Raw genomic sequence first — 14,442 nt, forward strand, 5'->3', positions numbered from 1 at the left:
CCCGGCCCATGAGTATCGAAGTCAACAACGAGTCGGCCATCGCGGTGGACGAAGCGGCCCTGCAGCGCCTCGCCGGGTACGCGTTCGACATCATGCACGTGCATCCGGACGCCGAGCTCGCCATCGTCCTGGTGGACGAGGCGGCGATGGAGCAGCTGCACGTGCAGTGGATGGACGAGCCTGGTCCGACGGACGTCCTCAGCTTCCCGATGGACGAGCTCCGTCCGGGCACGGAAGAGGAGCCGGCTCCGGCAGGGCTCCTCGGCGATGTCGTGCTCTGCCCGCAGGTCGCCCAGGCCCAGGCGGAGACGGCTGGACACTCCCTGATGGAGGAGCTGCTGCTGCTCACCACGCACGGCATCCTGCACCTGCTCGGCTTCGACCACGCCGAGCCGGCGGAGGAGCGCGAGATGTTCGGCATCCAGCGCGACATCCTGGTGGGTTTCTCCCGCTACGACCGACAGCGATAGGCACCGGATGCTCGCAACGCTGTTCTTCATCGTCGCGTTCCTGCTCGTCGCTTTCGGCGGCCTGATGGCCGCTGTGGACTCCGCGCTGTCCGTGCAGTCCAGGAACGACATCGCCGAGCTGGCGGAGACGTCGCGCGCGAAGAAGTCGCTGCTCGCCATCGCCGCCGATCCCGGCGCGCACTTCAACGCGATCAACTTCAGCCGCATCACGGCGGAGACGACGGCCGCGGTGCTCGTCACGCTCGCATTCGAGCAGATCTTCGAGGAGTGGTGGATCTCCCTGCTGCTCTCCGCCCTCATCATGACGGCGGTGTCGTTCGTGCTGGTCGGCGCGAGCCCGCGCAGCGTCGGACGTGCCAACTCCACGATGCTGCTGCGGCTGACCGCTCCGCTCGTGCGCTTCATCCGGGTGCTGCTCGGTCCCATCGCCGGTGGGCTGGTGGCGCTCGGGAACCGGGTGACCCCGTCCCGTGCCAGGTCAGCGCCGGTCGCGAGCGAGGAGCAGTTGCTCAGCATCGTCGACGAGGCGACCGAGTTCGACGTGCTCGAAGAGGACGACCGCGAGCTCATCCACTCGATCTTCGAGTTCAACGAGACGGTCGTGCGCGAAGTGATGATCCCGCGCACCGACATGGTGACGGTCGACAAGACCGCCGGCCTCGGCACCGCGATGGGCCTGTTCTTCAGCAAGGGGGTGTCCCGGATGCCGGTGATCGACGGCGATCCGGACGAGGTCGTCGGCGTGCTCTACCTGCGGGATGTGGCGAAGCTGAGCTTCGAGAGCCCGCTCGGCGCCGACCAGATCACCATGGGAGACATAGCCCGCCCTCCGCTGTTCGTACCCGAGTCGCAGAAGGCCGACGCTCTGCTGCGGCAGATGCAGCTCGAGTCCAACCACTTGGCGATGGTGGTCGACGAGTACGGCGGCATCGCGGGCCTGGTGACCCTGGAAGACCTGATCGAGGAACTGGTCGGCGACATCTCCGACGAGTACGACCACGAAGTCGAGCTCGTGCAGCAGATCGGCGACGGCCGCTACCGGGTCAGCACGCGCCTGCCGCTCGACGACCTCGGCGAGCTGTTCGACGCGGAGATCGAGGACGACGACGTCGACAGTGTCGGTGGACTGGTCGCCAAGGCGCTCGGCCGCCTGCCCGATGTCGGCTCCACCGCCTCCAGCCACGGCCTCCGCTTCACGGTGGACCGCACAGAGGGCCGCCGCAAACACGTCACCACCGTGCTCGTCGAACGCGACGCCGCACTGATCTCGGCGCCAGGGGCGCCGGAAGAGGAGAACCACTCGTGAACGACTTCCATGCAGGCTTCGCGTCGTTCGTCGGCCGTCCCAACGTCGGCAAGTCCACCCTGACCAATGCGCTCGTCGGCGAGAAGGTGGCGATCACCTCCTCCAAGCCGCAGACCACCCGCCGCGCCATCCGCGGCATCGTCCACCAGAAGAACGGCCAGCTGATCCTGGTCGACACCCCCGGCATCCACCGCCCGCGCACGCTGCTCGGCGAGCGCCTGAACTCGCTGGTGCAGTCGACGCTCGGCGACGTGGATGTGATCGGGTTCTGCGTGCCCGCCGACGAGAAGATCGGCCCGGGCGACCGGTTCATCAACGAGCAGCTGGACGAGTACCCGCGGGCAAAGAAGGTCGCGATCGTGACCAAGATCGATGCGGCGAGCAAGGCGGCCGTGGCCGAGCAGTTGCTCGCGGTCTCGGCGCTGCGCGAGTGGGAGGCGATCGTTCCGCTGTCGGCGACCAGCCGCATCCAGCTGGACACGCTCACCACCGAGCTGATGCGCCTGCTGCCGCTCTCGCCCGCCCCGCTCTACCCGTCGGACGCCGTCACGGACGAGGGACTGGAGGACCGGATCTCCGAGTACATCCGCGAGGCCGTGCTCGAGGGCGTCGAGGACGAGCTGCCGCACTCGCTGGCCGTCACCATCGACGACATCATCGAGCGCGACGACAAAGACCTGGTCGAGGTGTACGCGAACCTGTTCGTGGAGCGCGACAGCCAGAAGGCGATCGTGATCGGCAAGGGCGGCAGCCGCATCAGGGAGGTCGGGGCGACGGCGCGCAAGCCGATCGAGGAGCTGCTCGGCAAGCACGTGTTCCTGTCGATCAGGGTGAAGGTGGCGAAGGATTGGCAGCGCGACCCGAAGCAGCTCGGGCGGCTGGGGTTCTGAGCGGCGGCGTTCCGGTCCCTGCGTACATCCCTGGGATGAAATCCGCGGCTGGGCGCGGCTTCCTGCCCGCGCGCACCGTAGCGTAGAGGGATGCCGAACCGTAGCAGCCTGGTGGAGAGGATCGTCCCGTATCGCTGGGTCCTCGAACCGGCGCTCGGCGTCGTCCTCTTTCTCGCCTGGCTGATCACCGGCCTGCCGTTCGAGTTCCAGTCTGCGCTCGCACTCACCTTCTACAGTGCGGCCGTCGCCATCTCCCGCGTGCTGCCCCCTCTGTCGCTCGGGATGCTCTGGCTGGCCGTGCTGACGGAGGCGACAGAGACCGTCTCCATGCCGATGCCCTTCCGGGTGATCTCGACCGTGGCGGTGCTGATCGCGGTGTTCAGCATCGCCGCCCACGCCGGCAACGTGGTGCGCTGGCTCGATTTCGCTTCGGCGATCCTGATCGCACCGATGCTCGCGTACCTGTTCACGGTGCGGGGCGAACTGAAGTTCCCGCTGATCGGGCCGGTGATCGGCGGGTACTACACCAGTCAGGGCGTCGGGCTGCTGCTGATGAGCCTGCTGCTGGCCGTGACGTTCGTCGCCGGCTGGCTACTCGGCTTCCTGGTGGCCAGGCAGCGGGCGACCGGCGCCGCCGGCGATGCTGGGGCAGCGGACCACTCCGTGCTCGTCTGGCTCGCGTCCTCTGGGGGCACCCCGGTCTCCGCCAGCGACCCGAACAGGACGGGGCTGGTGCGCCGCCTCACCGGGCGGCAGCTCACCTTCGACATCGCGGGTGCCGTGCTGTTCGCCGTGTTCTGCCTGCCGCTCGACTCCGCCGGCCTGTTCGGGGTCGGCGGCGACGGGGGAGCGCGCTCCGCGATCGTGGTCGTGATCGGCTTCACGGTCGCGGTGGCGGTGCGCAGAATCTCGCCCGCCGTTGCGCTCGCCATCGCCTGGCTGACCGCCGTGCTGCAGATGACCACGGGGCACAGCATCCAGTTCAGCGACGTCGGCATCCTGATCGTGCTGTACGCGACCGCGGCGTACGGCGACCGCATCGTGCGCTGGTCGGGGCTCATCTCCGCCGGGCTCGGAGCCGTGGTCGCCGCGCTGTACCTCTCGCTCACCGCCGCGCTGAACCAGAGCTACCTCGACCTGCTGTCCGGGGCGATCTCCCGGCTGGCGCTGGAGTTCGTCTTCCTCGTCGTGGTCAGCGTCACGGTCCTCGGTCTGTCCTGGGTGCTCGGCCTGCTCATGCGCACCTGGCGCAACGCGCGCGTGTCGCGCAGGGCGCAGGTCGTCGCCGAGTTCGACAGAGCCCGCGCCGTGGAGGACGTGGTGGTCGAGCAGGAGCGCACCCGCATCGCCCGCGACATGCACGACGTGGTGGCCCACTCGCTCGCCGTGGTGATCGCGCAGGCGGACGGCGCCCGCTACGCCAGGCACGCGGACCCCGACTCGGTGGACGAAGCCCTGAAGACCATCGCATCCACCGCCAGGTCAGCGCTCGGCGACGTGCGCGTGCTGCTCGCCGAGCTGCGCCACTCCCAGCCGGAGGGCCCGCAGCCGTCGCTCGACGACCTCGACCGCACTGTCGAGCAGGTGCGCGCCGCAGGGCTCGACGTCACCGTCGAGCGCATCGGCGGCTACGGGATCCTCGGCTCCGCCCAGCAGATCGCCGCGTACCGCATCGTGCAGGAAGCGCTCACCAACGCGCTCAGGCACGGAGACACCAGCCAGCCGGCCACCGTCGTCCTCGCCGAAGTCGCCACTGGCGACGGCGGCACCGGCGACGGTGGACCAGGCGTCGCCATCACCGTGAGGAACACCATGAAGACCGTCACCATCGACACCCCGTCCAGCGGCGCCCTGCCGCGCATCGGCCACGGCCTGCCAGGGATGCGCGAGCGCGCGTCCCTGGCAGGCGGGAGTCTCGCGGCCGGGCCAGCAGGCGGCGACTTCCTGGTGAGCGCCTTCCTGCCGGCGGGGGAGAAGGCGTGAGCGGCGACGGCCTGAGCGGCGACGGCGGTACGACGACCGTGCCAGAGGGGACGAGTCGCATCCGGGTGCTGCTGGTGGACGACCAGCCGCTGTTCCGCGCAGGCGTCAGGATGCTCGTCGGCTCCCAGCCGGACCTGGAGTTCGTCGGAGAGGCGGCCAACGGCGCAGAGGGCGTGCAGCTCGCCCGCGAGACGGCGCCGGACGTCGTGCTGATGGACATCAGGATGCCGGTGATGGACGGGATCGCCGCCACCACAGCGATCATCGAGAGCGCCGCCCGCGAGGCGCGCAACGCACCGCGCATCGTGGTGCTCACCACCTTCGACCTGGACGAGGCCGCCGCGCGCGCCATCCGCGGCGGTGCCAGCGGGTTCGTGCTCAAGGATGCCGAGCCGGAGTTCCTGCTCGCGGCGATCCGCACCGTGCATGCAGGCAGCGCCGTGATCGCGGCAGGGGCGACGCGCGAACTGTTCCAGTTCTTCTCGTCCAGCGAGCCGGTGAAGCCAGAGCCGGAAGAGTTCGGCAGCCTCACCGCGCGCGAGAAGGAGATCTTCGTGCTCGCCGCCCGCGGCCTCAGCAACTCGGAGATCGCCGCCGCGGAGTACCTGAGCGAGGCGACGGTGAAGACCCACATCAGTCGCATCCTGAGCAAGCTCGGGCTGCGTGACCGCGTGCAGATGGTGGTCTACGCGTTCGAGCACGGGCTCACCTCCGCCGAGTAGCGGCCAGAGATCATCCTGAGGGCTGATGGCGGATAGCCCCACCGCCCGATTCGGCACCCTGGGCGGCTCCCTAGCGTGGGGAGTATGGACAACATCACCAGCGAGACCGTCACCTCAGCCAGCTCGACCATCCCGCCGGAAGAGCCGTTGGTGGCGCGCGTGGTGGACGCGACGAAGTCCTACGGCACGGGCGCAGGCACGGTGAACGCGCTGGACGGCGTCTCGCTCGGCATCCCGGCAGGGCGCTTCACCGCGATCATGGGGCCGAGCGGTTCTGGCAAGTCGACGCTGATGCACGTCATGGCCGGGCTCGACACGGTCACCGGTGGCCAGGTGTTCCTCGGCGATACCGAGATCACCAGCCTGGGGGATGCGGAGCTCACCGTCCTGCGGCGCCGTCGCGTCGGCTTCGTGTTCCAGTCGTTCAACCTGGTGCCGACACTCGATGTCGCCGCGAACATCCACCTGCCGTTCGAGCTCGACGGGCGTCGTCCGACCAGGACGCAGGGGGAGTGGATCGACCACCTGATCGACTCGCTCGGCCTGCGGTCGCGGCTCACGCACCGCCCGCACGAGCTGTCGGGCGGGCAGCAGCAGCGCGTCGCCATCGTGCGGGCGCTCGCCACCAGGCCCGACTTGATCTTCGCCGACGAGCCGACGGGCAACCTCGACTCCCGCACCGGGCGCGAGGTGCTCGCTCTGCTCGCGGAGGCGAGTCGCACGTACGGGCAGAGCATCGCGATGGTGACCCACGACCCGATCGCCGCGAGCTATGCAGACCGCATCGTGTTCCTCGCCGACGGCCGCGTCGCCGCCGAGCGTCCGCGCTCGGCCGCCGAGGACATCTCCTCGTACATGCTCGGCATGGAGCAGCACGCGTGAGCCGCCCGTTCTCCGCGTTCCGCGCGAACGCCAGGGACCACCGCGCGAGCATCCTGGTCGCCGCCCTCAGTGCTGCGTTCGGGGTCGCGCTGCTGTCCACCACCGGCGTGCTGTCCGCGTACATCTCCGCCAGCGAGGTCGGTGTGCACTCCTCGGTCGGCTTCGCCCTCGGGATCGTCGCCGGGGTCTTCTTCGTCATCGCCGTCTACGTCGGAGCCATCGTCACCACCAACACGTTCGCAACCGTGATCGCAGGTCGCACCAGGACGATTGCCCTGCTGCGGCTGATCGGATCGAGTGCGCGCACGCAACGGCGCTCCGTCGCGAGCGAGGGGCTCGCGGTCGGGCTGATCGGTGCCGCTATCGGCGGGGTGACGGCTGCGGTGCTCTCGCTCGCCGCTGTGCGGCTGTTCGTCGCCGTCGGAGTGCTGCCGGATGCGCTCTACCCCGTGATCACCCCGGCGCTGCTAGCGCCGGTGGCCGTGGTCGTCGTGACCACCTGGCTCGCCTCCTGGGTGGGCAGCAGGCGCGTCCTGACCGTCACGCCCGTCCAGGCGCTCGGCGCAGCGGAGGAGCGCCCGCCCGCGGCCGTCCGCCAGCGAGCGCGCATCGTCGTCGCCGCGGCGCTGCTGGTCGTGGGACTCGGCCTGCTCGTCTTCGGGCTGCTCCTCGGGCTGGGAGTGTTCGCGCGCTCCGGCATCCCGATCGCCAGCGGCTACGGCGTGCTGATCGCGATGCCGGGCGGCGTGCTGTCGTTCACCGGCATCGTGCTGGCCGCCCCGTTCTTCATGCCCGCCGTGCTCCGCTGGGTGGGGATGCTGTTTGGCCGCGGGGCCGCTGGCAGGCTCGCCGCAGCGAACGCGGTGCGCAACCCAGAGCGCAGTTCGCGCACCACGATCGGTCTGGTGATCGGCGTCACGCTCATCACGATGTTCGTCGTCGCCGCCCAGTCGTACCTCCAGATGATCCGGGAGGCGTCGCAAAACGAGCCGGAGCTGTACGCGGGAGCTGAAAGTGTGCTCACGGTCACCATGCTGGTGTTCAGCGTCCTGGTCGGCTTCTCGGCGATCATCGCAGCGGTCGGGGTGATCAACTCGCTCTCGCTCAGCGTGCTGCAGCGGAGGCGCGAACTCGGCCTGCTGCGAGCGCTCGGGTTCAGCGCGTCGCAGGTGCGCAGGATGATCCTGGCCGAGAGCGCCCAGCTCACCATCGCGGCCGTGATCACCGGGCTGGTGCTCGGAACCGCGTACGGCTGGGTGGGGGCGCAGTCGCTGCTGGGGAGCATCCCCGGCGGTGGGCTGCACGCCCCGGTGGTCCCGTGGTCGTTCATCGCGATCATCGTGCTGGCGGCGGCGATCCTGGCTCTCCTGGCGTCCCTCGCGCCGACCAGGCGGGCGACGGCGGTCGCGCCCGTGGCGGCCCTCGCAGTCGACTGACGCAGCCGTCTGCCGCGGGACTCTCTCGGAGTCCGCTGAGTGTCAGCCCGGCCTCAGCTTTCCGCAGCCTGAGTGCCCCATAATCGAACCGCTTTTGCACGCATTGTGAGAGGAACCGCCCTGAACTGGCTCATGACCCTGCGCATCGACAAGCCGCCCTTCCTGGTGGCTGTCGATGTCGTGGCCGCGGTCCTCGCGCTGTACCTGGTGGTGCGGCCGACCATCCGGCGCACGCTGGCCGGACTCCTCGCTGCCGCGGTCGGGGCCGGGATCGGCTGGCTGGCCACCTGGCTGCTGATCGACGTGCTTGACGTCTTCGGCGTCGCGCTCACCCCGGTGACCAGGATGTGGGCGGTGCTGGCGTTCGCCGGGATCGGGCTGGCCGTGGCCAACCTGTTCCGCTCCCGCTGGTGGAGGAAGCTCGTCGCCGTGCTGAGCATCCCGGTCTTCATGGTGATGGCGGCCGCGGGCATCAACGTCGACTTCGGCGAGTACCGCGACCTCAACGACGCGCTGGGCGTCGTGCCGTACCCTGCGCTCTCCTTCCACTCGGAGCGGGGCGAGGTGGCCGACATCGGCACCGACTACGCCTCCACCTGGACGGCCCCGGCGAGCGTTCCTGCCAAGGGCGCGATCGGAACCGTGCGCATCCCGGCGACCGAGTCCGGGTTCGCGGCGCGGAAGGCGGTCGTCTACCTGCCGCCTGCCGCACTCACGCCGAAGCCCCCTGTGCTTCCCGTGCTCTACGCCTTCTCCGGTCAGCCTGGCGCCCCGGCGGACGTCTTCACGGCCGGCAGGATCGGCCAGACGATGGATGCGTTCGCCGCGACGCACCACGGCGTCGCACCGATCGTGGTCGCCGCCGACCAGCTCGGTGGCCCAGGACGCAACCCGATGTGCGTCGACTCTGCGAAGTTCGGCAATTCGGCGACCTACCTGCTGAAGGACGTTCCCTCCTGGATCAAGGCCCACTTCCGGGTCAGCAGCGACTCTGCGGCGTGGAGCGTGTTCGGCTATTCGCAGGGCGCCACCTGCGCCGTCCAGTTCCTCACCGGCCACCCGACGATCTTCGGGTCGGCTCTCGCATCGTCGAGCGAGCTCGGCCCGACGCTGGGGGACCGCGCTTCCACTGTCCAGTCCGGCTTCGGCGGGTCGGTGACCGCGTTCGAGGACGCGCAGCCCGCCCACCTGATGACCACGCACGCTCCCTATGAGAACTCGATGCTGATCCTCGGCGTCGGCCAGAACGACGCGAAGTACACTTCGTTCGCCCGAACACTCGACGCCGATGCGACACAGGCCGGAATCCGCACGCGGCTCCTCATCTCGCCCGGCACGGCACACGATTGGAACACCGTGCGGTACACCCTGCGGAACGGCTTCCCGCTGATCGCAGCTCACCTGGGCCTGACCTCGTGACCGCCGTGACGGCCTGGCTCGCGCGCGTCGCGCGCCGCACAGGGACGCTGATCGCGACGCACCCGTTCACCGCGGCGATGACCGCGCTGATCCTGGTGCTCGCTCTCGCGACCGGTCCGATCCACGGGCCGAGGCGACCGCTGCACATCTGGCTCGGCACGGGCCCCGGCCCCCTGGTCGACGGCCACTGGTGGACGCCGGTCACCTCGGTGCTGTTCACCGACAACCTGGCCGAGCTGATCGTCGCTCTCATCCTGACCGTGCTGCTGGTCGGTGCCGCCGAGCAGCTCATGGGCACCTGGCGCACGGCGGTCTCGTACTTCGCCACCGCGATCGTGGGCACGGTCGGCGGCATCGCGCTCCAGCTCCTCGCCTCCACCACGGGCGAGATGTGGGCGAGGAACGTGCACAACCTGGTCGTGCTCGACGTCTTCACGGCCCTCGGCGGCACGATCATGGCCGCCAGCGCGTTCGCCGGCGCACTGTGGCGTAGGCGCATCCGGGTGCTGACGGTGCTGATCGCCGTGATGTACGTGCTGTACTCCGGGATGCCGTCCGACGTCTATCGGCTTCTCGCCGTGCTCGCCGGTCTCGGCCTCGGCGTGCTGCTGCGACCTGGTGCACGCCTCGGCGGTTGGGTCCGCAGCTCCCATCACGAGATCCGGGTGCTGCTCGCGTCCGCGGTGACGATCACCGCGATCGGGCCCGTGATCGGGCTGCTCACCACAGCGCGCTACGGCCTGCTGTCTCCCATCGCCCTGCTGTTCACCTCCGACGTTCCGGACAAGGGCTCCGTGCTCGAACGCTGCCAGGCGTTCGCAGTGACCAGACAGTGCGTACACGACCTGACCATCGAGCGGATCAACGGCCTCGGGCCGATCCTGCTCTCTGTGCTCCCGCTGCTCGTACTGCTCGTCGCGGCGTACGGGCTGCTGCGCGGCAACCGGTTCGCGCTGTGGCTCGCCGTGTCGGTCAACGCGCTGCTCGCCGTGCTCTCCGCGCTCTACTTCGGCATCCTGCCGCTCGGCTCCGCCCCGCACCCGCACGTCGGCGCGCGCTACTGGGAGGTGACGGCCATCCTGGCGCTGTCTGCACTGCTCCCGCTGGCCATCGCCATCCTGCTGATCGCGTTCCGGCAGCACTTCCCCGTGCGTCCGCCTGCGCGGTCGGTGCGCCGTTATGTGCTCACCGTCGTCATCTCCGGCGTCGTGCTCGCCGCGCTGTATGTGCTGGTCGGCTACCTGCAGAAGGACACCGGCTTCACCAGGCCGCTCGATCTGAGCGACCTCATCGACGATGTGCTCGAACGGTTCGTGCCTGTCAGCTTCCTGCGCCGCGAGCCGGTGCAGTACCTGCCGACCACGCCGCTCGCGATCTTCGTCTACCGCAACATCGGCACGGTGTTCTGGCTCATCGTGATCATCGGGGCGATCCCGGTGATGCGCGGACGGGCATCGTGGCGCAAGGGGACGAGCGACGCGGCGCGCGTGCGCGAGCTCCTGGAGCGCGGAGGGGGAGACCCGATCTCGTTCATGGCCACCTGGCCGGGCAACGACTACTGGTTCGACCCGACGGACGGACGCGCCATCGCGTACCGGGTGGTCGGCAGGATCGCGATCACCACGGGCGGGCCGTTCGGTGCGCATCCACCGCACGACCGCTCCATCGACCGGTTCGCCCGGTTCTGCGACGACAACGGCTGGACCCCCGTGTTCTACAGCGTGGATGCCGGCCTCGAGCCGCTCTTCGAGCAGATGGGCTGGTCGACGATGGTGGTGGCGGAGGAGACCGTCATCCGCCCGCAGCAGTGGGAGACCACCGGCAAGAAATGGCAGGACGTCCGCAGCTCGATCAACCGTGCGCAGCGTGCAGGCATCAGGGCGGAGTGGACGACGTACCAGGCGCTCCCGCTCAGCTCCGCCGTGCAGCTCTCCGACATCTCCGAGCAGTGGGTGGCGGAGAAGGACCTCCCGGAGATGGGCTTCACCCTCGGCGGCCTCGACGAACTACGCGACCCCGCTGTGATGCTGATGCTCGCGATCGACGAGTCCGGACGCATCGAGGGAGTGACGAGCTGGCTGCCCAACTACCGCAACGGCCTCGTCATCGGCTGGACGCTCGACTTCATGCGCAGGCGGCCGGGGAGCATCAACGGTGTGATGGAGTTCCTGATCGCCGAGGCAGCCACCAGGATGCGCGACGAGGGCGTCGAGTTCATGAGCCTGTCCGCCGCGCCGCTGGCGCACACCGCGAGTGCGGGAGGGCAAGGAGGCGACGGGGAGACGCGCGGTATGGACCGCATCCTGAACTTCCTCAGTGTGTCGCTCGAGCCGGTGTACGGCTTCCGGTCGCTGCTCAAGTTCAAGCGCAAGTTCCAGCCCGAGCTGCATCCGCTGATCATGGCGTACCCGGACCCTGTCGCTCTGCCCGCGATCGGGATCGCGCTGGTGCGCGCATACCTGCCCCAGCTCTCTGTGCGGCAGGCGGTGGCGTTGGCGAGCGGGCGCGGGTGACCGGACGGGGTGCTGACCGCTCACACGCCCCGTGCTACCCTGGTTTCTGTGTACGGTCTGCTCCTCCTTAGCTGCCGCGACGAGTCCTAGTTCTGGGCCTCACTCGTCGCGGAGTTCGTCGTTGGCTCTCCACCACACCTCGCGAGGAGAAGACAGACCATGAAGAACACACAGGCGCCGAGCGCCATGCCGATCCACAAATACCGCCCGTTCCATGAGCAGATCCGGGTGGAGCTGCCCGATCGCACCTGGCCGGATGCCCGCATCACGGTCGCCCCGCGCTGGTGCGCCGTCGACCTGCGCGACGGCAACCAGGCGCTGATCGACCCGATGAGCCCCGAGCGCAAGCGCATCATGTTCGACCTGCTGGTCCGGATGGGCTACAAGGAGATCGAGGTCGGCTTCCCGTCTGCGAGTCAGACCGACTTCGACTTCGTGCGCAGCCTCATCGAGGAGGGTGCGATCCCGGACGACGTCACCATCCAGGTGCTGACCCAGGCCCGCGAGCACCTGATCAAGTGCACGTACGAGTCGCTGGTGGGCGCCAAGCAGGCCATCGTGCACCTCTACAACTCCACGAGCATCCTGCAGCGGGATGTGGTCTTCCGCACCGATCAGCAGGGCATCGTCGACATCGCGCTGGAGGGTGCGCGTCTCTGCAAGCAGTTCGAGGCGACGGTCCCCGGCACCGAGATCTACTACGAGTACTCCCCGGAGAGCTACACCGGCACCGAGCTGGAGTTCGCGGTCGACATCTGCAACCAGGTGCTCGACATCTTCGAACCGACGCCGGAGCGCAAGGTGATCATCAACCTGCCTGCCACGGTCGAGATGGCGACGCCGAACGTCTACGCCGACTCGATCGAGTGGATGTCGCGCCACCTGAACCACCGCGAGAACGTCATCCTGTCTCTGCACCCGCACAACGACCGCGGCACCGCCGTCGCCGCCGCCGAGCTGGGCTACATGGCGGGCGCCGACCGCATCGAGGGCTGCCTGTTCGGCAACGGAGAACGCACCGGCAACGTCGACCTGGTGACGCTCGGCGTCAACCTGTTCACGCAGGGGATCGACCCGCAGATCGACTTCAGCGACATCGACTCCGTCAAGCGCACGGTCGAGCACTGCAACCAGCTGCCGGTCGGCGAGCGCAGCCCGTGGGGCGGTGACCTGGTGTTCACCGCGTTCAGCGGCTCCCACCAGGATGCGATCAAGAAGGGCTTCGAGGCGATGGCCGCCGACGCGGAGCGTCAGGGCACAACGGTCGACGAGCTGGTCTGGGCGGTCCCGTACCTGCCGGTCGACCCGAAAGACCTGGGCCGCAGCTACGAGGCGGTCATCCGTGTCAACTCGCAGTCCGGCAAGGGCGGCGTGGCCTACCTGCTGAAGAACGATCACGCGCTCGACCTGCCGCGCAAGCTGCAAATCGAGTTCTCCGGGGTGGTGCAGGCCAAGACCGACGCCGAGGGCGGCGAGGTCTCCAGCGACGACATCTGGGCGATCTTCCAGGACGAGTACCTGCCGGCGCCGGTCGACGAGGCCGACGCCAAGTGGGGCAGGTTCGAGCTGGGCAGCACCAGCACCACCAACGAGACAGGCGACCACGTGGCGCTCACCGTGACGCTGCGCGACGGCGACACGGTCTCCAAGGCGTCCGGAGAGGGCAACGGCCCGATCGCGGCGTTCTTCGACATCCTGAACGACCGCGGCATCAACGTGCACCTCTACGACTACTCGCAGCACACGCTGTCCGCGAGCGAGTCTGCGCTGGCCGCCGCATACGTCGAGGTGGATGTGGACGGCACGCGCCTCTGGGGCGTCGGCATCGACGCTGACACGACCACCGCCTCCTTCAAGGCCGTCGTCTCCGCCGTCAACCGCGCCATCCGGGCCACCGCAGGCACCGGCTCTGCCGCTCCCGCCGACCTCGTCTCCGCCTGACCCGCGTCCCCCAGCCAGCGAGCCGGGACTTGTGCACGCGACACGCCGTCGTCAGCCGTGCACAAGTCCCGGCTCGATTGCTTCGGAGACGCGTCAGTCTGGGCGGTCGAGCTTGTAGCGGGGGATGGAGCCGGTCTCTGTGCGCTCCACCGTGCGGGCCTCTGCCCTGCGACGGAGGGGGATGCGCGGCCAGCGCGGGAGGGAGATGCGCCCGAGCTCGCGCTGCTCTGGCAGGCTCCAGCCGAACCGCACCGCCAGCAGCCGGATGATGAGCGTGACGGCCACGCAGACGGCAGCGGCCACGCTGATCGGAACGCCGAGATCGACCAGCACGACGAGCACCACCGTGCCGGCGCCAGCCGCCACGGCGTAGAGCGAGCCGACGTGCATCAGCGCGATGGGCAGGTTCAGCAGCATGTCGCGCAGGATGGATCCGCCGACAGCGGACACCACACCGACGAACACCGCAGGCACCTCCGGAAGGCCGAGCGCGAGCGCCTTGGTCGCGCCGATCGCGCCGAAAAGCCCGATCGTGAGGGCATCGAGGAAGGTGATGATCGGGTCGAGCCGGCGGAACAGCCGGATGAGGAGCATCCCGAGCAGTGCGGCGACGACCGTGGTCAGCAGATACCAGTTGGAGAGCAGCGCCACCGGTCGCGTGACCAGCAGCAGGTCGCGCAGCAGACCGCCGCCGACCCCGGTCGCCACGCCGATGATGGCGACGCCGAGCAGGTCGAGCTTGCGGTCGCGGAAGCCAGAGGCGAACATCGCGCCCTGCAGGCTGCCGACGCCGACGGCCACGAGGTCGGCCCAGAGCGGAATCGTGAAGGCCGTGGTGCTCATAGGTCACTTGTACCATGCGCGGCGCGGTAGCGAGTTC

Annotated in this window: 11 protein-coding genes; 10 read left to right on the plus strand and 1 reads right to left on the minus strand. The window is 69.1% G+C overall.

Translation table 11 applies throughout. The features are described 5' to 3' along the window. Positions 1-8 precede the first annotated feature (8 nt). From ybeY to leuA, 10 genes are all read left to right on the plus strand, one after another. A complete protein-coding gene (gene ybeY / locus ASE16_RS08555; RefSeq protein WP_055893629.1) occupies positions 9-470 on the plus strand; it encodes an rRNA maturation RNase YbeY in 462 nt (153 codons plus the stop codon). A gap of 7 nt (positions 471-477) precedes the next feature. Further along, positions 478-1,776: a hemolysin family protein gene (locus ASE16_RS08560; protein WP_055893632.1), complete on the plus strand. Its 1,299-nt coding sequence runs from the start codon at positions 478-480 to the stop codon at positions 1,774-1,776. Continuing rightward, the gene (era, locus tag ASE16_RS08565) at positions 1,773-2,666 is read left to right on the plus strand and encodes a GTPase Era (protein ID WP_055893635.1); all 894 of its coding nucleotides are present in this window, start codon (positions 1,773-1,775) and stop codon (positions 2,664-2,666) included. The genes ASE16_RS08560 and era overlap by 4 nt, the downstream gene beginning before the upstream one ends. Positions 2,667-2,756: 90 nt before the next feature. Further along, the gene (locus ASE16_RS08570) at positions 2,757-4,649 is read left to right on the plus strand and encodes a sensor histidine kinase (RefSeq protein ID WP_055893638.1); all 1,893 of its coding nucleotides are present in this window, start codon (positions 2,757-2,759) and stop codon (positions 4,647-4,649) included. Positions 4,650-4,687: 38 nt separating this feature from the next. Then, positions 4,688-5,371 (plus strand): response regulator, encoded by a 684-nt coding sequence (locus tag ASE16_RS08575; RefSeq protein WP_055894448.1) that lies wholly within the window; start codon positions 4,688-4,690, stop codon positions 5,369-5,371. An 84-nt stretch (positions 5,372-5,455) separates the two neighbouring features. Beyond that, complete coding sequence (locus ASE16_RS08580; RefSeq protein ID WP_082581320.1) at positions 5,456-6,253, plus strand: ABC transporter ATP-binding protein; 798 nt, start codon at positions 5,456-5,458, stop codon at positions 6,251-6,253. After that, positions 6,250-7,689, plus strand: a complete 1,440-nt coding sequence (locus ASE16_RS08585; RefSeq protein WP_055893641.1) for an ABC transporter permease — start codon at positions 6,250-6,252, stop codon at positions 7,687-7,689. Before ASE16_RS08580 ends, ASE16_RS08585 begins: the two co-directional genes overlap by 4 nt. Positions 7,690-7,821: 132 nt before the next feature. After that, a complete protein-coding gene (locus ASE16_RS08590; protein ID WP_235500423.1) occupies positions 7,822-9,108 on the plus strand; it encodes an alpha/beta hydrolase in 1,287 nt (428 codons plus the stop codon). Next, a complete protein-coding gene (locus tag ASE16_RS08595) occupies positions 9,105-11,621 on the plus strand; it encodes a DUF2156 domain-containing protein (RefSeq protein WP_235500424.1) in 2,517 nt (838 codons plus the stop codon). The genes ASE16_RS08590 and ASE16_RS08595 overlap by 4 nt, the downstream gene beginning before the upstream one ends. Positions 11,622-11,780: 159 nt before the next feature. Then, the gene (leuA, locus tag ASE16_RS08600) at positions 11,781-13,562 is read left to right on the plus strand and encodes a 2-isopropylmalate synthase (RefSeq protein WP_055893644.1); all 1,782 of its coding nucleotides are present in this window, start codon (positions 11,781-11,783) and stop codon (positions 13,560-13,562) included. A 93-nt stretch (positions 13,563-13,655) separates the two neighbouring features. Here the strand turns inward: leuA and ASE16_RS08605 are convergent, their stop codons facing one another. Further along, entirely contained in the window at positions 13,656-14,405 is a 750-nt protein-coding gene (locus ASE16_RS08605; RefSeq protein WP_055893646.1) for a trimeric intracellular cation channel family protein, read from the minus strand. Positions 14,406-14,442: the final 37 nt, after the last annotated feature.

It is taken from the genome of Leifsonia sp. Root227 (assembly GCF_001428745.1).
GTDB lineage: Bacteria > Actinomycetota > Actinomycetes > Actinomycetales > Microbacteriaceae > Leifsonia.